The sequence below is a fragment of the Streptococcus sciuri genome (genome assembly GCF_024814375.1).
GTDB classification, from domain to species: domain Bacteria; phylum Bacillota; class Bacilli; order Lactobacillales; family Streptococcaceae; genus Streptococcus; species Streptococcus sciuri.
Window position 1 is genome coordinate 190054 of record NZ_JANUXX010000001.1, and the last position, 24514, is coordinate 214567.

20 protein-coding genes and 1 pseudogene are annotated in these 24514 nt (G+C 33.9%); 19 read left to right on the forward strand and 2 right to left on the reverse strand.

Annotation, left to right across the window (positions count from 1 at the left end; all coding sequences use genetic code 11):
• The first annotated feature begins 1 nt into the window (after position 1).
• The 18 genes and pseudogenes from NXS10_RS00950 (at position 2) to NXS10_RS01035 (ending at position 20808) form a co-directional block, all read left to right on the forward strand.
• Positions 2-1339 (forward strand): hypothetical protein, encoded by a 1338-nt coding sequence (locus NXS10_RS00950; RefSeq protein ID WP_259136676.1) that lies wholly within the window; start codon positions 2-4, stop codon positions 1337-1339.
• Positions 1340-1684: 345 nt separating this feature from the next.
• Positions 1685-2344 (forward strand): CpXC domain-containing protein, encoded by a 660-nt coding sequence (locus tag NXS10_RS00955; protein WP_259136678.1) that lies wholly within the window; start codon positions 1685-1687, stop codon positions 2342-2344.
• A gap of 165 nt (positions 2345-2509) precedes the next feature.
• Positions 2510-2746, forward strand: coding sequence for a hypothetical protein (locus NXS10_RS00960; RefSeq protein WP_259136680.1), 237 nt, complete (start codon positions 2510-2512; stop codon positions 2744-2746).
• Positions 2747-2912: 166 nt separating this feature from the next.
• Entirely contained in the window at positions 2913-4373 is a 1461-nt protein-coding gene (locus NXS10_RS00965; RefSeq protein WP_259136682.1) for an alpha/beta hydrolase family protein, read from the forward strand.
• A 19-nt stretch (positions 4374-4392) separates the two neighbouring features.
• The gene (locus NXS10_RS00970; RefSeq protein WP_259136683.1) at positions 4393-4671 is read left to right on the forward strand and encodes a hypothetical protein; all 279 of its coding nucleotides are present in this window, start codon (positions 4393-4395) and stop codon (positions 4669-4671) included.
• On the forward strand, positions 4649-5974 hold the full coding sequence (locus tag NXS10_RS00975; protein WP_259136685.1) for a class III lanthionine synthetase LanKC N-terminal domain-containing protein: 1326 nt from the start codon (positions 4649-4651) through the stop codon (positions 5972-5974). Before NXS10_RS00970 ends, NXS10_RS00975 begins: the two co-directional genes overlap by 23 nt.
• Positions 5975-6013: 39 nt before the next feature.
• Entirely contained in the window at positions 6014-6892 is an 879-nt protein-coding gene (locus tag NXS10_RS00980; RefSeq protein ID WP_259136687.1) for a metal ABC transporter ATP-binding protein, read from the forward strand.
• 14 nt (positions 6893-6906) lie between these two features.
• Entirely contained in the window at positions 6907-7707 is an 801-nt protein-coding gene (locus NXS10_RS00985) for an ABC transporter permease (protein ID WP_259136689.1), read from the forward strand.
• Positions 7708-7721: 14 nt separating this feature from the next.
• Positions 7722-9176: a ribosomal protection-like ABC-F family protein gene (gene abc-f / locus NXS10_RS00990; RefSeq protein ID WP_259136691.1), complete on the forward strand. Its 1455-nt coding sequence runs from the start codon at positions 7722-7724 to the stop codon at positions 9174-9176.
• A 278-nt stretch (positions 9177-9454) separates the two neighbouring features.
• On the forward strand, positions 9455-11326 hold the full coding sequence (locus tag NXS10_RS00995) for an Eco57I restriction-modification methylase domain-containing protein (RefSeq protein WP_259136693.1): 1872 nt from the start codon (positions 9455-9457) through the stop codon (positions 11324-11326).
• Positions 11323-14589, forward strand: a complete 3267-nt coding sequence (locus NXS10_RS01000; RefSeq protein ID WP_259137316.1) for a DEAD/DEAH box helicase family protein — start codon at positions 11323-11325, stop codon at positions 14587-14589. Before NXS10_RS00995 ends, NXS10_RS01000 begins: the two co-directional genes overlap by 4 nt.
• 81 nt (positions 14590-14670) lie before the next feature.
• Positions 14671-14955, forward strand: a complete 285-nt coding sequence (locus NXS10_RS01005; RefSeq protein ID WP_259136695.1) for a hypothetical protein — start codon at positions 14671-14673, stop codon at positions 14953-14955.
• Between the two features lie 692 nt (positions 14956-15647).
• Positions 15648-16205: a signal peptidase I gene (gene lepB, locus NXS10_RS01010; RefSeq protein WP_259136697.1), complete on the forward strand. Its 558-nt coding sequence runs from the start codon at positions 15648-15650 to the stop codon at positions 16203-16205.
• Positions 16206-16380: 175 nt separating this feature from the next.
• Positions 16381-18195: a glutamine--fructose-6-phosphate transaminase (isomerizing) gene (gene glmS, locus NXS10_RS01015; RefSeq protein WP_259137319.1), complete on the forward strand. Its 1815-nt coding sequence runs from the start codon at positions 16381-16383 to the stop codon at positions 18193-18195.
• Positions 18196-18211: 16 nt separating this feature from the next.
• Positions 18212-18557: pseudogene (locus tag NXS10_RS01020) on the forward strand (zinc ribbon domain-containing protein YjdM).
• 118 nt (positions 18558-18675) lie between these two features.
• Positions 18676-19317 carry an amino acid ABC transporter permease gene (locus NXS10_RS01025; RefSeq protein WP_259136699.1) on the forward strand — a complete coding sequence of 214 codons (642 nt, stop codon included), beginning with the start codon at positions 18676-18678 and terminating at the stop codon, positions 19315-19317.
• 9 nt (positions 19318-19326) lie between these two features.
• Entirely contained in the window at positions 19327-19956 is a 630-nt protein-coding gene (locus NXS10_RS01030) for an amino acid ABC transporter ATP-binding protein (protein WP_259136700.1), read from the forward strand.
• An 18-nt stretch (positions 19957-19974) separates the two neighbouring features.
• Positions 19975-20808, forward strand: a complete 834-nt coding sequence (locus tag NXS10_RS01035) for an amino acid ABC transporter substrate-binding protein (RefSeq protein WP_259136702.1) — start codon at positions 19975-19977, stop codon at positions 20806-20808.
• Positions 20809-20834: 26 nt separating this feature from the next.
• On the opposite strand, the gene NXS10_RS01040 is transcribed toward NXS10_RS01035, so the two are convergent.
• Positions 20835-22028, reverse strand: coding sequence for a cation diffusion facilitator family transporter (locus tag NXS10_RS01040; RefSeq protein WP_259136703.1), 1194 nt, complete (start codon positions 22026-22028; stop codon positions 20835-20837).
• A 30-nt stretch (positions 22029-22058) separates the two neighbouring features.
• The gene (locus NXS10_RS01045; RefSeq protein ID WP_259136704.1) at positions 22059-23129 is read right to left on the reverse strand and encodes an endonuclease/exonuclease/phosphatase family protein; all 1071 of its coding nucleotides are present in this window, start codon (positions 23127-23129) and stop codon (positions 22059-22061) included.
• A 686-nt stretch (positions 23130-23815) separates the two neighbouring features.
• On the opposite strand from NXS10_RS01045, the gene NXS10_RS01050 reads away from it, so the two are divergent.
• Positions 23816-24022 carry a bacteriocin immunity family protein gene (locus NXS10_RS01050; protein WP_259137321.1) on the forward strand — a complete coding sequence of 69 codons (207 nt, stop codon included), beginning with the start codon at positions 23816-23818 and terminating at the stop codon, positions 24020-24022.
• The last annotated feature ends 492 nt before the right edge of the window (positions 24023-24514 follow it).

The following is a 24514-nucleotide window of genomic DNA, read 5'->3' on the forward strand; positions in this document are numbered from 1 at the left end:
AATGTGCGAAAAGGTTTCACAAGTTGATAGTTCTAAAGATGATATTTTACATGGTTTAAGTAGGTATTATAAGAGAATGCATGAGCAACTTGCTACATATATAGAAATGTTGAGATTCCTTGAGAAATCTGGAGTAGAAGCATTTAAAAATGAAGTAACATATATGAGAGAAAATAATAAGGTGTATTTCAATTATTATAAGAATCTCTCATATAAGAACGAGCATCTGGGGTATTTTCGGATTATTAATTATTCAAAGGAAAAAATTCAATTATTGATTAATTGTTTACTATTAATTGGTAGAGATGCATTTAATATTGATGTCACTAAATTAGGGTTAGAATCTATAACAACTCTTTCTCAGTTACAAACTGTAATGTCAGAAGGGCGTTGTACTAGATGCAACTCATATAATAAGTGTAGTTGTAGTATAGATTGTCGCCTTGACTTTAATCCCAATAGACGATTTAGAAAATTAATACAAACGATATCGTGGGTTAATAATGAGTTTGTATATGATCAGAGTGTTATAGAGTGTAGTACTCTGGAATCATATGAAATTGATGAATATATCCAAATTGTTGAACAAAATTTTCCATCAAATTTCATGGTACCTAACAGATTAACTAGTTTTTATTTAAAAGAAGACAATTCAAATACATTCGGTTTACCTGATGTGGCACATTCTTTTCCTTTTTTAGAAATTGAAGGAGAGAACTATGATACTCCAGAGATAAAGTACATCGCTAATCCAGAAGAATTATTTGATTTGGAAGATATAAAATATATCGATGTATTAGATTGTGGTAGTTTCTTATTTGTTTATATTACATTAAATAACGGACAAAGTTATACTTCGATGTATGTTGATGATGAATCAAATACTGGATTTTTACTACCTCTACAATTGGTTAATGAAAAGAGGGCGATATTGCAATTCCATAATTTTTATATTTTTAAATATCCTAATTGGAAAGATTTATTGGGTACATTACCAAATAATAGCTATATCTTGATTTCTACTTCGATTACTTCAAGTGTACACAATATACAAAAATATTTTAATGGAGTCGAGTTTACGATTGTAAAAATGGATGGTTATAATATGCTAGTAATGAGAAATAATACACTTTTTTTAATTCAGCCCATCATTAGTCAATTATCAGAGATAATCAAAAATGCTTTCATAAAACATAATTCTAACATTTATGTTGAAAGTTTCGATAATCTTAATGAAATTGTTGATGTAGGTAGGGATATGATGCTTGGTATTGTGTTGGGGCAAAATATATCTAAAGTTGATTTTGAAGATAAAATTAAAAAAAGTTTAGGTCTTTAGTATAGTTTCGTCCAATAGTATAATCTCAATTATTTTAAGACCATATTTCGTCTATTAGTATAGAAGCAAGCTCTCATCACACGTGGAGTGCGTTGCTCTGCTCATGAAAACGGACTAAAACCCATCGTTTCAGAGTTTATGAAAGGCTTGATACCAAGCCTTTTTTGACTATTTGATAGAAGTATCAATCACATATTCTCGATGTGAGGTAGTAAGACTGATGGAGGTAAAATAGGAAATTTATTTCCATATACGCATAGGGGGTGCAAATTGTTCTGGCAGAAAGGGTATCTGTGGGAATAGATTTGTCCCCCCCCTTTTTTTTTGAACTAGAATATCACCAACATGGTCGATGGAAAAGAGAAATTGAAAATGACAAATATTTATTTAGCCCCTATTAAATGTAATTGCTGTGATACAATGGGGCTATTTGAGCGAATTGATAGAGTTGATGCAGTATATTCCCCTGAATTGATTTCTTCCATCTCAGATTGGGAGTTCTTCAAGTTTAGTTGTAGTGAATGTGGCAATCAGGCACTGATTGAATATCCTACAATTTTTCATGATGAGAATAATCTTGTTATTGTTCAATACTCACCTAAAAAAGATAGTACTATCATTAAAGCACAGATTCTCTCGCTCATTTCAGAAGGAATTGATATCAGCAAATATCAGATTAGAGTAGTCTCTGATATGGAAGAATTTATTGAAAAGGTTCAAATTTTTAGCGAAGGATTTGATGATAGAGCAATAGAGTTAATGAAATATCTAAAGAGCCCAAAAGAGATTGATGATATTCAATTTACATATGATTACATGGTATTTACTAAAGTTGGTGATATTAGGTATCAATTTATGTTCGTTCGTAGTCAAGATGTTGTGGCTTCACTTGAATTTGATAGGGAACTCTATGATGAATGCTACTCAGAGATTCGAGATGTTGACATCGATTTATGCTACATCAATGAAGTTTGGGCTGAAGAATTTGTAAGAAATGGTATTTGAAACTTACAGAATTTATCCAAATAAATATTGTGTTTATTCTTGTAATTTATCTCTTGAATAAAGCAATAAAATATGATATACTCACTGCAAGTAGAGATTTCAGTATAGTTTCAAAATATTGAGTATCTGTTTTTATTTATTCTTCTGTGAAAGGGGATACAAAATATGAAATTCAATGATTTAGTTAAGAATCTTCAAGGTAATCCAAATTTAATTGCAGAATATATTTCAAATCCATCAAGTGTATTAGAAAAATATGATTTAACTCCGGAAGAACATGATGTATTATTATCTGGTAGTTTTGATGGATTGATAAGTTTGGGTGTTTCTGGAGAATTAGCTGCAGGTGTTCTTTCAGGTGCCCATAGTTCTACTTGTGGTCCTATGACTACTAGATGGTAAAACATTTTACAATTACTTATAGCATAACGTAATTTTGCTAAAAACAGCCTTAAATATTTTGAATACTCTACTAAGGTAAAATAAACGTTATTAGTTTATGCGAAAATACAGAACGGCTGATGTTATCTTAGTCTGTTCTGTGTTTTTATTTTTTTGAGGTGATGATATGACTACGCAAGTATATCAATTAACCATAAATAATGATAGAACTATTATTAGTTACATAGAGGCGGTAGACCATAATGAGTACTTAAGAATATATAATCTAAGTAATGAGAGTACCGAGAGTATTAATGTTAAGGAAGTATTGTTTTTGGGTTGGTTATCAAAAACAATACTATTGATTCAAACGAAGCATGAATTGATGACATATGATACAAATGCTTGTCATATGACTAGTAATGTATTTTTAAAAGATAAAATAAGAACAGTCTTGACAAGTAGTGAAACTTATTTTGATTACGTTGTTCAATTGACAGTCGATACTATAGAAGTGAAGAGGTATTATTTTTTAGATGGTACAACTGAAGAAATTATGTCAGTTAATACAATATCGAATGCCGTATATATATCTGATGATAAGAAGTTCAAGAGTTATTACAATAAGTATGAACAAAAGATTTTTGCAACCCTAGATGTAGGGTTAGATGTTATTTCAGATAAGTGGAAAGGAAATGAATTAATAGTTTTAAATAAAGAATTGGAATGTTCAATTATTGTTAATGGCGAGACTTGTTTTAGCGGAAGTGGTTATGTTGATCGAGCTTATATTTTTGATGGATATGTACTTTTTTCATTTACAAACTTTTTCAATCCTAGATGTTTGTATAAATTAATATTAAGTGATCAAAGGGAATGTTTTGTCATAAAACTGTCTGGAGAAGAAATTTCAAGAAATTGCTTTTACCTAAAAAATGTAAAAAAACATATACTTGGAGACAGACAAGTTCCTGCTGTAATAATAGAGCCCAGAGAATTTAAACTTAAAACTGTATTATTTTTACATGGTGGACCAGATACGTATATTAAAAATGAATATATGGATTTTATACAACCGCTGATACAAAATGGGATACGGGTTATTCTGGTAGATTATTCAGGCAGTATAAGTTATGGTATAGAATTTTATCAAAGACTTTTAAAAAACAATGGCGAACAGGCTCTTTTGGACATTGAATCTGTATTAACGGAAGTTAAACAAGAATATTCACAAATTTTTATTACGGGAGAGAGTTTTGGAGGTTATCTTGCGATATTATCAGCCATAAAATTTTCACATATCATTCGTAAAGCTATAGCTATAAATGGTTTTACTGACTATAGATACCAATATATATTTTCTGTAGCTAGACAGATTATTACTAAGTATTTTGATATAAGTATATCAAAGAACAATCCAATTGATTTATTAGATAAAGTTTCAACTATATCACCTATAGTTTTTATTCATGGTATGAAAGATGTCTATTGTCCAATCAAGCAAGTGGAGGTATTCGTAGAGAAATCAAAACAATTGGGTTATTCGGGAGTTGGAATGATAAAAATTGAAGGAGAAGGGCATTATAGTATGCTACCTCGAGTCATGGAAAAGTTTTATTCGTTTTTAATAAATGAAATTATTTCGTAACTTAAAGGAGGAAAAACGTATGAAAAGAAATATTAATGAAGATTTGATAGATGCTCTTAATGACATTTGTAGGAATACAGATGACAGCCCTGTTTTTTGGAAAAAATTTTATAACTGGTGCATTCTTTCCTACCAGCAAGAGAGAGACAAAAGGTTTTCAGTATCAGACTTAGGTAATTTTTTATTAAGTAGAAATGTTGATAATACAAGAGAAATAATTGTAGCATACATTCATGTTCTTTATTCTTTAGCGATGTTTGAAGGGGAAGAAATTTATGGAGATGGATTCATTATTTGAGGTGCTGAGTGAAAAGCTTCCTCAAATGAAAAATAGCAAATTTGATGAAGAAGGTATATGGACGTACTATTTACCAGAACATTATTACGATTTACCTAATTATGGATTTAAGATACACATTTCAGCTACTTTAGAAAATGTTTTGGATATAGCAGAATTAATTTTCCCTGTGTTAATTGATAAAAATATAAGATTTAAATTTATAAAATCTATAACACACTTAGGTTTTCTGAATATGGGAAATTACGGATATAGTCAGATTGGAAAAATGTGTACTATATATCCTCAAAATATAGGAGATTTATTATCCCTATTAGATATATGTTATAAGAAAACTAAAAAATTTGCTTCTGTATCTATACCGTCAGACTTTCCTTATATGTGTAGCAGTGTTGTATATTACAGATATGGAGAATTAAAACTAGATAAAGATGGAGATGATACAGGATTTATTGATTTTAGAAAAAAGGTTATACCAGATACTGTAGAAATACCGATTGCGGACTACTATATTCCGCGTTTAGAAAATGTTGCTGAAAAATACTTACCATTAAAGTGCTTACGAGTTAGAGGGAAATCATCAGTTTACCTAGCTATTGATGTTTCTAATAGAAATATGTGTGTTGTGAAAAAGGGGAATTTTTTAGGAGAAATAAGTTTATCTGGTGAGGATGGACTCGATAAAGTATATAACGAATATAAAGTTTTAAAAAGCTTAGAAGGGCTAAGGATTTTCCCTATTGTTTATGATGTGTTTTATAAAGCTGATTCGTTGTTTATTGTGGAAGAATATATTGAAGGAAACTCATTAACGGATATATTTTTAAGTAAGGTGAATAAAAAAATAAGTAGTGTGATTTTATCGAGAATTTTAGAGTACGTAAAAAAAATTCATAAACAAGGGTATATAATTAATGATTTATCTCCGGATAATATAATAGTTGACAAGAATAATTATATACGTTTTATTGACGGTGAGTATCCTGTGAAAGAAGGGGAGTATACTGATATAATGAATTTAGTAGGAACTCCAGGATTCACTAAAGCAAAATATAGTCATAGAGACAAGGATTTATATTCCTTTATATGCATTTGTTATTTTGCGTTTCACAGTACGCATTATTCGGAGTTGAGAGAGGAGACTAAAGAAGATTTCATAGAAAAAATAGATGAAAATCCAAGATTTCTAGAAGATATTGCCATAAATATAGATGAAATATTGGGAATGAAGGAGAAAGATTTTTTTACGAATTCATACGAGACAAAATTAAAAATATTGGAGAATATAATTCAAAGATATTGATTACACGTTGATAAAAAGAGCAAGGAGATATCGGGAATAATGGTTATGTTGAAAGTTGATAATTTATCCTATTTTTACGAAAATGGAGAAGGGATTAAAAATATTTCTTTCGAATTAGAATATGGTGATTTCTTAGCTGTTATAGGAAAAAGCGGAGCGGGCAAAAGTACATTAATTAATTCTATTCTAGGGATTTTACCTAAAAAAGAAGGTGAGGTTTTAATAGATGACGAACTATCTCCTAAAGATATTTCGTTTTGTCCGCAAAATCAAGCAATTGATTGGTATTTAAACGTTTTTGACAATGTCTATATGGAAGCTTTATTTAGTGGAAGTATAAATGCTAAGGCAGAAACAATTAATGTATTAAATACAATTGGCTTAGGAGGAAAAGAAAAGGAGGATCCGACTAATCTATCTGGTGGACAATTACAACGTGTACAATTAGCAAGGCAACTTGTATCAAATGCAAAAATTTTGATTTTAGATGAACCTACATCTAGTTTAGATGTAATAACGTCTGAAAATATCTTAAATCAATTGAGTAGTCAAACCCAAGATGGGAAAATTTGTATAATATCTTCTCATGATTTGGATATGTTAGAAAAATATTGTAACAAGGTATTATATATTGAAAACGGTAAGGTAACATTTTTCGGTGAAATTGATAGATTTTTAAAACACTATAATAACCTAAGTGAATATAAAATTTTTTATGATAATCAGATACCAGAAGAAGTAGAAAAAAATATAAATGACTCCTTCAGAGTGTTAAACTGGAACCCGTTGACAATTGAAGTCCATAATGAACAATCTATTAATTCAATATTAAAATTATTTATTGAACATGATATAGTGGTTCGTTCCATCGAACAAAATAATCGTAGTTTGAAAGAAATTATTCAGTTGAATGGATAAGGGGGAGACAGAAAATGAAAAGACTGGACTATAAAAATCAAAAAACAAATTTTATAGAATCTATTCTCAGAGTAAGCTATATTGAGTACCGAGCATTAGTAAACAACAAGCATTTAATTTATACTCAAATACTTGTACCCGTGCTTTATTTCCTATTTTACTCAACGGGAATATCTGCAACTTTCGGTAAGATTTATTATGCAAATAAAGAAGTCTCTTTTTTACAATTTTCTTTTATTGGAATTATAGGTCTGGTAGTGTATAGTCAGATGTCGCAATCAGTCTATAGAATCATATTGGATAGAAAGTGGGGGCTTTTAGCCTTTAAATATTTTAAAGGAGTAACGCCAGTAGCATATATAATAGGAAAAATGTCATTTCCATTATCTAACTTCTTGATACAAATGATTGTGTTATATCTTATTTCCATTTTTTTTGGTGATTATTTTACTGTTAACCAATTCGTTGTAATTGTTATATGTTCTATAGTCATGATGATTTTTTGGTTTTCGGTAGGTACGATTATATCTTTAAAAGTAAGCTCATATAAAACAAGAGATTTAATATTAAATACTTTACTATTACCAATTTCTTTTACAGCTCCTATATTTTTTAGTTTTGATAAGGCTCCTGTACTTATTAGAATAATATCTTATTTTAATCCATTAACATATCAATTGAATGCGTTAAGAGATTTAAGTTTTGGTATATCTAATCAAGTAAATGTAGTAGTTGTTCTAGTATTGACATTCTTCATTTCAGTTATTGCGGTATATTCTGTAAAGAATGCGGAATTAACAACAAATGAAAGATAACGAGAGGATGGCATATGACTATTTTAAAGAACATCTATATTGAATTTTTAGGGAAAGAAGTACTATCCATTGACAGATTAGAGGTAGTGGAAGGAGATAAAATTGCCGTAATAGGAGCGAATGGAAGTGGAAAAACAACACTTTTAAATTTGATTTCCGGTAATTTGCAAAAATATTCTGGAACTATAACAAGAAATCAAGAGTTCTTCTATTTAAAGCAAAATGGTAATGAGATTGAAATAGGGAATGAGACGAACTATGAATTTTTATCTAAAGTAGGAGTTGATCCTTTTTACGAACATTCGGAAGAGTTTAGTGGTGGCGAAAAGATTAAACTATATCTATCCAATGTTATAAAAAATGAATATATGAATTTAATACTAGATGAACCAACTACAAATTTAGACTTAAAAGGTTCACAAGTTTTGATACACTATTTAAAAAAACATCAAGGGACGGTTATTTTTTCTACTCATAACAGGGAATTAATAGAAGAAGTTGCAACAAAGATTTGGGTTATTGAAAATCGTACGGTGAAGGAATATAAAGGAGGGTGGTTAGACTATATAGAACAAAAAGAACTTGAAAAAGCAACCATTGAAAATAATAATGAGCAGATAAGGCTACAAAAGCAACAATTGGAATCTGCCATCAAAAATAAAAATGAATCTTTAAAGCGAATTTCTGATGTCACAATCAGTAAAAGAAACAGAAGAATAAATCCAGGTAGGTTAGCACAATCTAAATCTAAGGGAAGTAGCCAAAAAGGAATTTCTCGACAAATTAAATCACTTAAAAAAAGGTTAGACAATATCTCTGATGAAAAAATAGTGTCTGAAAGAAAAATAGAATTTCCTCTAATAAAATCAAATTCCTTACACAGTAAAGTGCCTATATACACTAATAATTTAACTATCTCTATTGGAAATAATTTATTACTAGATAAAATTTCGTTTCAGATTGCATCAGGAGAAAAAGTTGCTTTCATTGGTAATAATGGAGTGGGAAAAACAACTCTATTAAATCACATATTTAACCGTGATGAAGCAATTACAATCTCATCTAATGTAAAGTTTTCATATGTAAAACAAGATTTCCTTTCTAATCAAATAGTGGACAGCCTTATCGATTTCGTTTTGACAGAGAGTGAGTATCCATATGATTTTGTTGTGGAAATATTGGAGAGAATGGGATTTGATGAAAGCGATTTGGAAAGAAAAATCAAGACATTTAGCGCAGGTGAGCAATTACGTGCACTACTCACTGCTTCAATTTTAAATGATAGTAACATTTTAATTTTAGATGAGCCTACAAATTATTTAGATTTAGAAGTGATTCAAGGTTTAGAGGAGTTAATGAAACAATACCCTGGGACTATACTATTTACATCGCATGATCGCTTTTTTGTTGATAGGATTGCCACTGTTATTTACGAGATATCAGAGGGGCAATTAAAAAGAATTAGATAAAATTCTAATTCGGGTTGAGGGCAAAATTCTTGAAAGTCATTTTCTAGGGTCTTATCCTGATTATAATCGCAAGCAATACGGTTTTTATACGCTTGATGTATGCTCAGATAGGAAAAGCCCATCCATTTTTGCATCTTTGTATCCTGGTACTCTCTTGCTGATTGAAATGGTAAGTAGCGTACAGCCATTTTTTGATTGAAGCCATTAATCTGGAACTTTATAACAATTGATATAAGTGATATAATAAGTTTATGAGACCGATTGAGAAAGGAGTGTCTATGGCACGGATTGATATTAGTGAAGAGGCACTGGCTAAGGAATCACAGGATTTGTTATCGGTTCTCCTAAAAGATAGAACGACAAATAAATCGATTGTCTGGGCTACACACTCCTATGAATTTTGGGGAAGAGGTTTTGGTGTTGCAGATAGTATCACACCAAGAAAGGTTACTGGTGCTTACGCTAATCTCATCCAACCACGGTCAGAGAAGTCAAAAGCAGAGCAAAAAGGTCGAACCAAGGTTCATGCAGAAGTGTTTACACCGACTTGGCTCGTCAAACTTCAAAATGGTTTCGTAGAAGATGAGCTGAGTACATTACCACTAGAAGCCTATGTCGATACCAAATGGCTGGAAATTACCTGTGGTGAAGCACCCTATATGGTCAGTCGATATGATACAGTAACTGGCGAGGAGATAGAACTTGCAGACCGTGTTGGTTTTGTAGACCGAAAGCTACAGCGGATTAGTCAAGAGGTTTCAGATGAATCGGAGTTTTTCAATCTAGCTGTCCGTGCCTATAAGGCTTCTTATGGCTATGAGTACCAAGGAGACAGCCTTCTCTTAGCCAGAGAAAATCTCCTAGCTAGCTTTGAGGACTATTATCGAGCAGCTTTTGACAAAAATCCGAGTTTGGAGCAGAAAATGGAGATTGCGACTATCATCTCCTATAATGTCATGCAGATGGATGGGATTGCAAAAACCACACCCTACTCGATGACTGTACCGAAGGCTGTTCAGTTAGATTTATTCGGAGAAGTGGAAGAAGAGATTCCAGTAATGGAACCTAAGAAAACGAAACTGAAGGACTGGAAAAAAAATAAAATGATAGGTTTTGAGCGCCTATCTAGCGAGGAATCAGATATGAAATTTGATGTTGCCATTGGGAACCCACCGTATCAGGATAATACTCTAGGAGACAATATAAGCTATGCACCAGCAATTTATCACGCTTTCATGGATGAATCGTTTAAAGTTGCACGTAAAGTATGTCTAATTACACCTAGTAGATACTTATTTTCTCGAGGGCGACTCCCTAAAGAGTGGCATAAAAAAATATTAAAGGATCCTCACTTTAAAATAATGTATTATGAGCAGAATAGTGGACTTGTCTTTCCTAATACAGATATTAAAGGTGGTGTTGCAGTGGGTTACCGTGATACGGAGAAAAACTTTGGTGCAATAAAACTATTTATTCCGTTTGATGAGCTACGAAGTATTGCTATAAAAGTAGATACACAGGCTGAAAATAGTATGTCAACAATTATTACAAATCCTTTAAGTCACAAATTTAGTAATTTATTAAGAGATACTAGACCTGATGTAGTTTCTCTTGCCAGCAAGACCTTTGATTTACGCTCGAATGTGCTTGATAAGTTGAATGATATTATATTTTTTGATGAAGAACCAAATGATGGTTTTGAATACATGAAAATTTTAGGGTTGTACAAAAAGCAAAGATCAATAAAATACATCAGACGAGATTTTATCAATGGTCCTTACAATATAGAGGGATATAAAGTTTTTGTTCCAAAATCAAATGGTAGCGGTGCGATTGGTGAAGTTTTATCTACACCCCTAATCGGGCATACCCAAACGTTTATTTCTATTGGAAATTTTACAAGTAAAAATGAAGCAGAAGCATGTTTAAAATATGTAAAAACTAAATTTGCAAGGGTTATGCTAGGTATTTTAAAGGCTACTCAAGATAATCCTGCGCCTATTTGGTCAAAAGTCCCCCTCCAAGACTTTACGGTCAATTCAGACATTGATTGGTCACAATCAGTGGCTGATATTGACCGACAATTGTACAAAAAATTATCGGTTGAAGAAATCGCCTTTATTGAAAACAATGTAAGGGAGATGGACTGATGGTTGAAATCAAAACATCAAAATCAATTGCACCTAAAATTTATGCCTACACGACGCCCAAAAACCTCGACAATGAAGGTTGGATAAAAATTGGCTACACGGAGCGTGAAGTTGAGAAAAGGATAAAGGAACAAACGCACACAGCCAATGTCACGACTGACATCCTTTGGTCAGAAAATGCTGAGTATCTGGCGGAACCTGATAAAGGTAAAACTTTCAAAGATCATGACTTTCATAATTTTTTGAAATTTCACGATGTAAAACGACGCCCTAAAACAGAATGGTTCTATTTTAATGGGAATCCAGATAAGTCAAAACAATTATTCGATAAGTTTGTCGTTCATGATGTATCTGACTATCAACTTGGTCAGGGGCAGGATTACGTTCTGAGAAAAGAGCAGGAAGAGGCAGTTCTGCAGACGGCAGCCTATATGGCTGAAAATCCTTCTGGCAAATACCTTTGGAATGCTAAGCCCCGCTTTGGTAAAACCTTAGCGACCTATGATTTGATTTGTCGTACCAAGGTTCAGAGTGTTCTGATTGTTACCAATCGACCGGCTATTGCCAATTCTTGGTATGATGACTTTGATAAGTTTATCGCTGAAAAAACCAACTATAAATTTGTGTCTGAATCCGATAGCTTAAAAGACCGCCCAGTCTTGAGCCGAAAAGGCTATAAGGATTATCTTCTGTCGCATTTGGACGAAACAGATGAATTAGGGCAAATTGCCTTTTTGAGTCTTCAAGATTTGAAGGGATCCATTTTCCTTGGTGGTAGCTACAATAAACTAAAGTGGGTTACTGATACAGAGTGGGATTTATTGGTCATTGATGAGGCTCATGAAGGTGTCGATACCTTCAAGACGGATATAGCCTTCAAGCAGATTAAGAGAAATTTTACGCTACACTTATCAGGCACACCATTTAAAGCCTTGGCAAAAGGCGATTTCACAGCTGGCCAAATTTTCAACTGGTCTTATGCTGATGAGCAGAAAGCAAAACATAATTGGGCTACGGAATCTGAAACAGAGAATCCTTACGAAAATTTACCCCAACTCAATATGTTTACTTACCAGATGTCTCATATGATTGGGGAACAATTGGAAGATGGAGCTCAGCTGGATGGTGGAAATGTTGACTATGCCTTTGACCTTAATGAGTTTTTTGCGACCGATGAATCAGGTAATTTCGTCCATGAGCAGGCAGTCAAAAATTGGTTGGAAACCTTGTCTACCAATGAGAAGTATCCATTCTCAACTAAGGAGCTGAGAAATGAATTAAAACACACCTTCTGGCTGTTAGACCGTGTGGCATCAGCTAGGGCGTTGAAAACTTTGCTTGAAGAGCACCCAATCTATGAAAACTACGAGATTATCTTGGCGGCTGGCGATGGAAAAATATCAGAAGAAGATGACAGTGTTAAATTGAAATCATTGGAAGCAGTACGAAAAGCGATTAAACCAGATAATAAGACAATTACTCTGTCCGTAGGTCAATTGACTACTGGGGTAACTATTCCTGAGTGGTCTGCCGTTTTAATGTTGTCGAATATCAAATCTCCAGCTCTATACATGCAAGCTGCTTTTCGTGCTCAAAACCCATATAGTTGGACGGATGATAAGGGTAACCATTACCGCAAGGAAAATGCTTATGTCTTTGATTTTGCTCCCGAACGTACCCTTATGCTCTTTGATGAGTTTGCCAATAACTTATCCTTAGCTACGGTTTCTGGAGGAGGAACGAGTGCAACTCGAGAAGACAATATTCGTGAACTCTTGAATTTCTTCCCAGTAATTGCTGAAGACCGTGAAGGTAAGATGGTGGAAATTGATGCCAAATCTGTTCTAACCATTCCTCGTCAGATTAAAGCTAAGGAAGTCCTTAAACGTGGCTTTATGTCAAATCTGCTCTTTGACAATATTGCTGGAATCTTTAGAGCGACACAGACCGTTCTTGACATTTTGGATCAGTTACCAGTTGTTGAAAATGGTAAGGTGACGACCTCAGAGAACGACTTTTTAGATTTCTCTGATGTTACCGTTGATGAGAGTGGTGAGGTTGTCATTGACCCAACTATTGTTATCAATCAACAAACGAAACTCTTTGGAGAGAAAATCTATGGTTTAGGCGAGTCTGTCTCAACAGTCATTTCAGAAATGAAAGATACCTCTAAAGATAGTGTCAATCAATTAACCAAAACTATTGCTTCTGTAATGGTGGATGAGTTTAGAGCCGAATATGGACTTAAGACTCAGGAAACCGAAGCTATTGAGAAGCAAATCGAGGAGACAATTAAGAAGCAAATCGAGTGTCACGAGACAGAGAGAAAGATTGCAGAAGCCCACCTGCAAGACAATTATCAAGAGAAGATTGACCAAACAAATGATAAGGTCGAGAAAGAAGCTCTCAAAGCTGACTTGGATAAAAAGTTAGAAGAAAACAAACAAATCTATGATACGAAACTTGAAGAAAATCTGAGAAATACTGTGACTAAATTGCCTGAAGTCTTTATCGAACAGATAGAAACCAAACAGGTTGAAAAGGTTAGAGATAGGGCTGAAGATGAAATTCGAGGGCATTTGCGTGGCTTTGCAAGAACCATACCAAGTTTTATCATGGCATATGGTGATGAGAATCTGACCTTAGATAATTTTGATACTTATGTGCCAGAGTCTGTTTTTATCGAAGTAACAGGAATAAGTGTTGGACAGTTCCGCTATCTTCGAGATGGGGGGCAAGACTTTGACGGTCATCTTTTTGATAGGGCAACCTTTGATGAAGCAATCCAAGAGTTTTTGAGGAAGAAAGTAGAACTATCCAACTATTTTGAAGATACAAAAGAGGATATCTTTGATTACATTCCACCTCAGAAGACAAATCAGATTTTTACTCCAAAACGTGTCGTAAAACGGATGGTTGATGACTTAGAAAGAGAGAACCCTGGTATATTTGATGACCCAAGTAAAACGTTTATAGATCCCTATATGAAGTCAGGTCTTTATATAACTGAATTGGTGAAACGTCTCTATCGTAGTGAAGGTTTGAAAGGTGCGTTCCCTGAAGAGAAGGCTAGGATTAAACATATCCTCGAGAATCAAGTCTTTGGATTTGCACCAACAGAAATCATTTATCGCATTTGCACAAACTATATTTTTGGAACTCTTCCCGATACAATTAGTCGTAAAAATTTTGTACAGGAAGATACTGTTCCAGCTGTCAAAGAAGGCAAATTACAAGATGTAGTTGATAGATATTTTAGTTAAGAAGTTTTTGTAAGTTTTTAAACTTACAAAAACTTCTTTTGTGGTATAAAAGGTTAAATCACATATCAAAGAGGTATTTGAATGCCAATTACAGAATACATTAAGCGTCGCTTCTTGCCAGAAATTATATCGGAAATTCAGACTAGGGTAATTGGAAAATTGAAAGAAAAGGCTTCAGAAAGTGATGAAGACTGGATAGTTAAATCAAAATATTTGCCTAGTATTTTAAAAATAAAAATGGTACCTTATTATGAAGATTGCCAACAAGTTAGACTAATTATCAAGACGAAATCTAAAACAAATGTAGAGTTGCAAAATGCTGTCATAACGAAAAATTTAGAGAAGCAATTAATAAGAATAACTTAAAGACGTATATATGGGATTTATTTTTTGTTGCTTCTGTAATTGGGTTAATGTACATTTTATATAGTGGTATCAGAATTATTATTTAATTATGGAGGAACCGATGAAGTATATTGTTTTTGCTTATTCTATTATATTAGTATTTTCAGCTTATTTTGGCTATAAAAAAGAGCTTGGAGTATCTGTTATATCATTATTTATAAGTCTATTTTTATGTTTTTCAACTTCATTTAGTCTGTTTTATTTTAATAACTTTTTAAAAATATTAATATCGGTCCTTTTGATATTAATCTCAATAAGCTATTTTTATGATAGGAAAAAAAGTGGGAATAAAATTAATTATAGTCACCATTGTATTAGATTTATTTTTCATGGACTAATAATTTATTGCTTGTTTATATAGACATGAAAAATAATTACACAGGTTATAGATCCCTAACTTTTAAAAATAGCTAGTTTGTATAGTTGCTTTGTAGCTAAAAGTATTCACAACAATCTAAAAACTTAAATATGAAAACAGATAATTATACATTTTTAGGTGATTCAAGTTCTAAAGGATTTTACTGCCGTTTAGCTGGTATGATGTGGGATTTAAAAATATGAAAATACACCTGAAAATGAATTGGATTTTTGGTCTGACTTCTCTTTTTTTATTTTTGATTTCATGGTATAATACTTAAAAAGTGGGGAACGGTATGGTTAAAAGAGATTTTATTCGCAATATTATAGTTGTCATTATAGCTATTTTAGCGCTGTTTTTATTGCAACGTTTTGTCTTTTCAAGTTTTAAAGTACATGATGATGCAGCAAATACCTATTTATCTTCAGGTGATATTGTACTGGTTAACAAAAATAAAGAACCGCAGTATAAGGACTTTATCGTTTATGAAGAAAAAGGGATTTACTATATTAGTCGTGTGATTGGGACACCTGGACAACAAGTCACAGTGATGGATGACATCCTGTATATCAATAATCTTCATCAAGAAGAACCTTACATTGAGCGTATGAAAGCTAAGTTTCAATCTACAAATGACAAGCAAATAGCTTTCACATCCGATTTGTCTATCAGTAGTTTGACCAAGGGAAAATACGAAACAATCCCCAAAGGACAATATCTCGTATTAAATGATAACCGTCAAAATGACAATGATAGTCGTCGTTTTGGGCTGATTACAAAAAAACACATAAAAGGTGTTATTAGCTTTAAAATCTATCCATTCAATGAATTTGGTTTCGTTAAAACAGAGTAGAGATTAGAAAATATAATCTCTTTTTTGTTGTAATAAGACTATACCAATTTTTTGGTTGACAAGAATAATAAAACGTTATATACTTCTATTATAACTAAATGAGGTATTGAAATAGAACTATACCAATTTTAAATAAGAATAAGGAGAGATGGGGTTAACCTCATCAATAAAGATTATGTGTGGTATTGTTGGTGTTGTCGGAAATTCCAATGCAACGGATATTTTACTTCAAGGACTTGAAAAATTAGAATACCGAGGGTATGATTCAGCAGGTATTTTTGTAGCAGATAAAGAGAAAACTCAGCTAGTGAAGTCTGTTGGTAGAATTGCAAAACTAGAAGAAAAAGTAGTGGGCAAAGTGTCAGGAAGTGCTGGTATCGGTCATACACGCTGGGCAACTCACGGCAAGCCAAGCGAAGACAATGCCCATCCGCATACCTCAGAGACGGGACGATTTGTCTTAGTACACAATGGAGTCATCGAAAACTATCTCTTTATCAAAGAGAGTTATTTAGCTAGTCATGATTTGAAAGGAGAAACAGATACTGAAATTGCTGTTCATCTCATTGGTAAATTCGTTGAAGAGGACGGCTTGTCTGTTTTAGAAGCTTTCAAAAAGGCGTTACATATTATCGAAGGTTCTTATGCTTTTGCTCTCATGGATACTACTGACAGTGAGACTATTTATGTCGCCAAAAACAAATCACCGCTTCTTATTGGACTTGGCGATGGTTACAACATGGTTTGTTCGGATGCTATGGCTATGATTCGTGAAACGAGCCAGTATATGGAAATTCATGACAAAGAATTGGTAGTTGTTATGAAAGATAGCGTAGAAGTTATGGATTATGACGGAAACAAAATAGAGCGTGATAGCTACACAGCAGAACTAGATTTGTCAGATATTGGAAAAGGAACTTACCCTTTTTATATGTTGAAAGAAATTGATGAACAACCAACTGTGATGCGTAAACTTATCTCAACTTACGCTGACGATAGTGGCAATGTGACTGTTGATGCGGCCATTATCAAAGCTGTGCAAGAAGCAGATTGCCTTTATATCATTGCAGCTGGAACGTCTTATCATGCTGGCTTTGCAGCAAAGAATTTCTTAGAAGCGTTGACAGATACACCTGTTGAGCTAGGAATTGCCTCTGAATGGGGTTACTATACACCTATTTTGAGCAAAAAACCGCTTTTTATCTTTATTAGTCAATCAGGTGAAACAGCTGACAGTCGCCAAGTGTTGGTAAAAGCAAATCAAATGGGTATTCCTAGCCTAACTATCACAAATGTTCCAGGGTCTACTTTATCTCGTGAAGCAACACATACTATGTTGCTCCATGCTGGACCAGAAATTGCCGTTGCTTCTACAAAAGCCTACACCGCTCAGATTGCGACACTTGCTTTTCTAGCAAAAGCGGTTGGTGAAGCAAGTAACAATCCAGTTGCTAAAGCATTTGACTTGGTACATGAGCTTTCCATTGTTGCTCAAGCTATTGAAGCGACTCTCTCAGAAAAAGAGCTTATTGCAAACAAAGTTGAGAAACTTTTATCCACAACACGTAATGCATTTTATATTGGACGTGGTTCAGATTATTATGTCACGATGGAAGCAGCATTAAAATTAAAGGAAATTTCCTACATTCAATGTGAGGGATTTGCTGCAGGAGAGCTAAAGCACGGTACTATATCACTGATTGAAGATAATACACCAGTTATTGCTTTATTGTCTTCTAACAAAGCTGTATCGGCTCATACACGTGGTAATATCCAAGAAGTTGTCGCTCGTGGCGCTAATGCTTTGACAATCGTCGAAGAGGGGTTAGAGCGTGAAGGTGATGATATTCTTGTCAATAAAGTTCATCCGTTCTTAAGTGCCATTGCGATGGTTGTTCCAACGCAGTTGATTGCTTATTATGCATCCTTGCAGCGTGGTCTTGATGTTGATAAACCACGCAATCTTGCTAAAGCTGTCACTGTTGAATAAATCATAAGATGAATTTGTGCCTTTACCAAATTGTCCAAAATGCAGCTCAGAATATATCTATGAAGATGGTATACTTTTGGTTTGCCCAGAATGTTCCTATGAGCAGAATCCAGAAGAAATAGCGGAAGAGGAACTTATTGTTTTGGATAGCAACGGTACACGTCTCATGGATGGCGATACTGTTATCAAAGACTTAAAAGTCAAAGGAAGCACCCAAAGACAACAAACAAGGCACGCGCATCAAAAAAAAAAAAAAAAACAATATATATATATATTGTTAGGGTGACCACAATATCGACTGTAAGATTGATGGATTCGGTGTCATGGAACTTAAATCAGAATTTGTCAAAAAATTATCCTAAAAAGACTGGTCTTGGACTAGTCTTTTGTTATTTTATCAAAATATTTTTTAAATAAACATACACAAATACCTGAATTTTTGATACAATAAAGGAGATTATTTAGTTTAAAGGAAGGGTTATGTCTTACATTTCACAGGTTTTACCTAGTCTTTTAGATGGTGCTGTCGTTTCGTTACAAGTCTTTTTCGTCGTATTGATTTTGTCTGTTCCTCTAGGAGCGTTGTTCGCTTTTTTGATGCAAATTCCTTTTAAGCTGTTACGTTATTTACTGACGATCTACATTTGGATTATGCGTGGTACTCCATTGCTCTTGCAGTTAATCTTTATTTACTATGTTTTACCGAGTGTTGGAGTTAGTGTCGATCGTATGCCAGCAGCGATTATTGCCTTTACGCTTAATTATGCAGCCTATTTTGCAGAGATTTTCCGAGGTGGAATTGCCTCTATCCCTAAAGGACAATACGAAGCGGCTAAAGTATTGAAATTTACACCTGTGCAAACAGTGCGCTATATTATTTTACCGCAAGTTATAAAAATAGTATTGCCTAGCGTATTTAACGAAGTCATTACTCTGGTGAAAGATACATCGCTTGTTTATGTGATTGGTGTTGGTGATCTTTTGCTTGCAAGTAAAACAGCAGCTAACCGTGATGCCAGTCTTACCCCAATGTTTGTTGCAGGAGCGATTTATCTCATTATGATTGGACTTGTTACCCTCTTTTCAAAACAAGTTGAAAAGAAATTTGATTACTATAAATAAGGAGGCCAAATGTTAGAATTAAAAAATATTTCTAAACGTTTTGGACAAAAAGTGATTTTTACAGATTTTAGCCTTCAAATTAACGATGGCAAGATTGTATCACTAGTTGGTCCATCTGGTGGTGGTAAAACGACGTTATTACGTATGTTGGCCGGTTTAGAAACTGTAGATTCTGGAGAGGTAGTTTACAACGGTCAATCTATTCCTGTTAAAGAACTAGAAAAGTTAAACTTACTTGGATTTGTTTTTCAAGATTTTCAACTCTTTCCACATCTTTCTGTCATGGATAATCTCGTCCTATCTCCTATGAAAACGATTGGCATACCCAAAGAAGAGGCTATTCAAAAAGCGACAGAACTTCTTGAGCGTCTAGGTCTTGGTGAGCATGCAAATGCCTATCCTTATTCGTTGTCTGGTGGGCAAAAACAACGTGTTGCCCTTGCTCGTGCAATGATGATTGACCCACAAATTATTGGCTACGATGAACCAACGAGCGCTCTTGATCCTGAGCTTCGTCAGGAAGTGGAGCATTTGATTTTGCAAAATCGCAAAGCGGGAATGACTCAAGTGGTTGTAACTCATGATTTACAATTTGCTGAAAATATTTCCGATGTTATGATAAAAATCAATCCTAAATAAGAAAACGGAGGTTTTGTAATGGCTTTCAAAAAATGGCTAGTAGGTTTTGTGATGTTTTTGGGTTTGGTATCGCTAATAGCGTGTTCTTCAAGTAGCAATACCAAAAAAGATAGATGGGATACTTATCAGTCAAAAAAAACAATCACCATTGGGTTTGACAATACCTTTGTTCCCATGGGATATAAGGACAAAAAAGGAAAAAATGTAGGTTTTGATATTGATTTAGCCAATGCTGTTTTCAAACAATATGGTATTCATGTTAAATGGCAACCAATTAACTGGGATTTGAAAGAAACAGAGTTAACTAATGGAAAAATTGATATGATTTGGAATGGTTACTCTGTGACAGATGAGCGCCTTAAAAAGGTGAGTTTTACTCTCCCTTATATGAAAAATGAACAAGTATTGGTCACTAAAAAATCATCTGGTATTACAAGTTTTGAGGGGATGAAAGGAAAAATACTTGGCGCACAATCTGGTTCGTCAGGATACGCTGCTTTTAATGATCAGCCCAAGGTGCTTAAGAACCTTGTCAAAGGCAACGATGCAACACAATACGAGACATTTACGCAAGCTCTTATTGATCTAAAGAATGAACGTATTGATGGACTTTTGATTGATCGTGTTTACGCTAACTACTACCTCAAGCAAGAGGGAGAATTGGACAATTACAATATTATCACTGGTTCATTTGAGAGTGAGAACTTTGCAGTAGGTGCACGCAAAGCAGATAAAATTTTAATCAAAAAAGTTAATGTTGCTCTACGGAAACTTTACCAATCAGGTGATTTTCAAAAAATTTCAGATAAATGGTTCGGCGAAAACGTTGCAACCGATGAGATAAAACGTTAAAAAGCGAATGAATACTCGCTTTTTTGTTATTTCTTAGGGGTAATCTGGTGAAAGATTAGAAACCATTTTTCATGTCGTCGCCAAAGACTAGCGTGATGCGCACCATCTAAAGCATAGGTAATGAGCTTTGTTTTTTGGCTAATAGATTGGATAGTAAAATCAGTAAAGTTGCAAGGATGAAAGATTTCTTTTTCAAAAAAATCCTCTCTGGTATGAAAATCACCTTTCTCATCAATCATGATGAAATCTTGTGCAATATAATTTTTATAGTCTGGGATTTTGGAGAGAATTATTTTTTCATTGCGAAAAAGCTTGCGAGTCACATTACCAAAAATTTCATCCTCAGGTATAGTGGCAGGTTCAACATGAATATCAATATCGTAGACAGAAAAGCGTTGGCTGAGCATCTTTTCGACTTGTTCAGTGATGGCGTGGCTCTCATATACAGAGAGATCAGGATTCATCTCAAGGACGATATCGAGATAAATATTACTACCGTAGTTTCTGCCACGTTGTGACTTGACAGCCGAGATTTTGGGAATTTCAAGGATAGCTTTTTCATAAGCTTTGAGTTGTTTCTCATCAAAACCATCAGATAAACTAAAAGCACTTTCTCTAAAAATATCATAGGCAGTTTTTAGGATAAAGCAAGTAATGATAATAGCCGCTAAGCGGTCGATAATGGTCAGATGTAGAGAAGCTGCTGCGATTGCGAGTGAAGTCCCTAGTGAGGTCACAGCATCCGAGAGATTATCCTTTGAAGCAGCAACTAGGGCGCTAGATTTTACTTTATGAGAAAGGTGCCTGTTATAAGCGTAGACGCCAAGCATAACAACTGCAGAAAATACTCCTACCCAAGCACCAAGTAAATCAACCTGCGTTTCTGTATGCTGTATCATCTTTTGGATCGTTTGAAAGAGTAGCTGAAAACCTACGACAAACATAATAAAAGACGTGCTAAGACTTGCTAAATCTTCAAATTTCCAGTGCCCAAATCGGTGGTCATTATCTGCTGGTTGACTAGCTAGATATAATCCAATGAGAAGAGCAGTATTTCCCAAAATATCAGACAAGTTATTGAAACCATCAGCAACTAAAGATTCGGCGTTCATGGTATAACCTGCTATGAGTTTTGCGATGGTCAAAGTCAGATAAGCTGTAATACTAACAATAGGGCCACGCATGGCCTTTTTTAAGTTTTGAATGGAATTTGTCGTCATAAAATCTCCCAAATGTTTTGTTTTTCTATTTTAATCAAGAAGTTGAAAATCCATGATAACAGGCTCATGATCAGAGTATGCAAAGCCTGTTTTTTGGGTAGTAAAATGAGTAACTTTTATATTTTTAGAAATAATAAAGCCATCTAGCATGACTGTGTACGTTTTACCTTTGATATAAGCAGTATTAGTATTTCTAGCACTATCGGCAAGGTGAGTACGTTCTTTTGGAGTCAAGTTATCCATAGCCAAGGAAAAATTATCTCCTAAACTAGAGCGTGGAAAAGGATGCGCCCAAGTGACAGTGCTTTTCTCTTTCTCTCTTGCTTTTAGATTGTGATTAAAATCGCCTCCGACAAGAACATAATTACCCTTATGCAACTCTTTATTCATATCAGTTTTTAACATAGAGAGTTGTGCTTTACGGATAGTGCCACTATTACCGTAAGCGGAGAGGTGAACATTGAACAGAACCAGATCTTTACCATTTTTGACAGGAATATGGTGAATAGCGTAGGCACGGTCAAGATCTAGATATTTGGAAAGACTTGTTGAGATGGGGAGAGAACGTCGAAAAGCGCTAATGATAGGATAGCGACTGTAAGTCGCAAGACCAGAAGTGTTTTTACCATGTGGTTGCGTCAGCGGATAAAAGAGAAAGCTAGAATGATAATTGATGGCAAAAGTGTGATCGTATTCCGATAATTGATTGGTGAGAAGGTTCGCCTCATTAACGTGATAAGAGCGTGTTCCATTTAAATCAACCTCTTGGAATAAAGCAAAGTCCACATTATCTTTTCTGATAGTTGTCGCTGCAGAACGAACAGCATACTGGACACTATTTTCACTCTTTGCCCAAGAGGATTTACCACCATCCATAAAAAAAGAAAAATCTGGCAAGTAAGCACCAAAGCCGATATTATAAGTTGAGATACGGTAATTATGATGGGTTGTAAGAGAAGTTTTTGTTGCCTTTTTCATAACTGTAAGTGTTTTCTTATCTGGGATACGGCGGTAATCAAAAATCAAATAAGCCCCATAAGTTCCTACAAGCAGAAAGAAAAGGGTTAGCAGAACCAACAATATTTTCAATATCTTTTTCATCGTTGCCCTCACAATATCATTTACTTATTAGTTTAGCATAAATAGATGCAAAAAGATATGACAGAAAAGGAAGAAAAACAGATAAAAAGATTTTACAACTATTTTACATGTTATGAATGCTTTCTAAACAGGCTTGCGATATAGTAGTTTTGTTCATTAAAAATGATTTTATAGTATGAAAGGAACTAGTATGCTCTTACATAAACAGGAACTTCAAAAAGCTTGTCTCATTCATCTGATTTTCCTCGCTAATAGTTTGTATGTGAAAATGATTGGTTTATTGGTAGCTTCCAGTTTAGTGTTGGAATAAAAAGTGTCAATCAAGACCTAATTATGGCATTTTAGGCAAAACGTTAAAATGATAGAAAGCCTGTGCTATACTTATCTTAAGAAATAGCTTAAGGTAAAAATCAAAAAGGAGAGAACAGTAATGAATACTATTAAAAACTTTGAAAGTCTAAATATTGACGTATTAGCTACTGTTGAGGGTGGCGTTTGTAGACCTGTTTTATATGGAGCAAATGGATATGGTTGTCAAGATTAAGACTTATCAATGGCGTTATGTTGTTACCAAGGGAAATGTTCAAGCAACTGTTGACACAGTTGTTAAAGGCTGAATAAATTATGGACCGTGGATTCCTCGTCCATAATGATGTTAGTATAAAGGTTGATCACTTATAAGGGTAATTTTACAAAAAGCTAAAAGCGATTTAGAAAAAAATAGTTCTTATTTTCCACGAATTGTAGCTGATTTGGAATTTTCCCTTCGTCCTTTAGCAATTAATCAAAAGTTATCAGATAGTGTAAAGTTGCTCTATATGACAATTACTAGTCATGAATTTAAGAATAAAGGACTTGGAATCGGTTTGATGAGTATTGGACAATGGTTGTGAGTTTATTTTAGATAAAAGAGCTATTCTCATTTTGTTGAGTGCGAACTTTGTCGTTTTTTATTCCAATCTTATGAATTGCTTGACAATAACTTAAACGAATGGGATAGTAAGGCTAGTTAGTATCATAAAGCGGAATGCAAATGTTTGAGACTATAGTAAGTCTTATTATATTAAAAGTTTCAAGCTGAGCTTGTTCAATAGTTGTGAAATGAGCATCATTGACAAGCTCTCTTTTGATGTCTTCTTTTCTTTTTAGATAATTCTCAAAATCATACTCTAGTATATTTATTGTGAATCTTGGTAGTATGAACGATAAATCCTTCTTTAGGTAATCCCTTCTCGCTTGGAAACATTTATATACAAGATTGAGACGTATTAATGAGAAAAGGTCGACAGTTAGAATATTTATACTTGTAGTGGCTTCCCTTAGCAAAGAATCCTAACCTGACGAGGCTGTGTTCTGCCCCATTTATGCTATCTTTAGGAGAAGGT

Coding starts and splice junctions, on each gene's coding strand:
- lepB (WP_259136697.1), top strand. CDS start 15,648: ATGGTTAAAAGAGATTTTATTCGCAATATTATAGTTGTCATTATAGCT.
- NXS10_RS01025 (WP_259136699.1), top strand. CDS start 18,676: ATGTCTTACATTTCACAGGTTTTACCTAGTCTTTTAGATGGTGCTGTC.
- NXS10_RS00960 (WP_259136680.1), top strand. CDS start 2,510: ATGAAATTCAATGATTTAGTTAAGAATCTTCAAGGTAATCCAAATTTA.
- NXS10_RS00965 (WP_259136682.1), top strand. CDS start 2,913: ATGACTACGCAAGTATATCAATTAACCATAAATAATGATAGAACTATT.
- NXS10_RS00975 (WP_259136685.1), top strand. CDS start 4,649: ATGGAGATGGATTCATTATTTGAGGTGCTGAGTGAAAAGCTTCCTCAA.
- glmS (WP_259137319.1), top strand. CDS start 16,381: ATGTGTGGTATTGTTGGTGTTGTCGGAAATTCCAATGCAACGGATATT.
- NXS10_RS01040 (WP_259136703.1), bottom strand. CDS start 22,028: ATGACGACAAATTCCATTCAAAACTTAAAAAAGGCCATGCGTGGCCCT.
- NXS10_RS01030 (WP_259136700.1), top strand. CDS start 19,327: ATGTTAGAATTAAAAAATATTTCTAAACGTTTTGGACAAAAAGTGATT.
- abc-f (WP_259136691.1), top strand. CDS start 7,722: ATGACTATTTTAAAGAACATCTATATTGAATTTTTAGGGAAAGAAGTA.
- NXS10_RS01005 (WP_259136695.1), top strand. CDS start 14,671: ATGCCAATTACAGAATACATTAAGCGTCGCTTCTTGCCAGAAATTATA.
- NXS10_RS00955 (WP_259136678.1), top strand. CDS start 1,685: ATGGTCGATGGAAAAGAGAAATTGAAAATGACAAATATTTATTTAGCC.
- NXS10_RS01045 (WP_259136704.1), bottom strand. CDS start 23,129: ATGAAAAAGATATTGAAAATATTGTTGGTTCTGCTAACCCTTTTCTTT.
- NXS10_RS00970 (WP_259136683.1), top strand. CDS start 4,393: ATGAAAAGAAATATTAATGAAGATTTGATAGATGCTCTTAATGACATT.
- NXS10_RS00950 (WP_259136676.1), top strand. CDS start 2: ATGTGCGAAAAGGTTTCACAAGTTGATAGTTCTAAAGATGATATTTTA.
- NXS10_RS00995 (WP_259136693.1), top strand. CDS start 9,455: ATGGCACGGATTGATATTAGTGAAGAGGCACTGGCTAAGGAATCACAG.
- NXS10_RS01035 (WP_259136702.1), top strand. CDS start 19,975: ATGGCTTTCAAAAAATGGCTAGTAGGTTTTGTGATGTTTTTGGGTTTG.
- NXS10_RS00985 (WP_259136689.1), top strand. CDS start 6,907: ATGAAAAGACTGGACTATAAAAATCAAAAAACAAATTTTATAGAATCT.
- NXS10_RS00980 (WP_259136687.1), top strand. CDS start 6,014: ATGGTTATGTTGAAAGTTGATAATTTATCCTATTTTTACGAAAATGGA.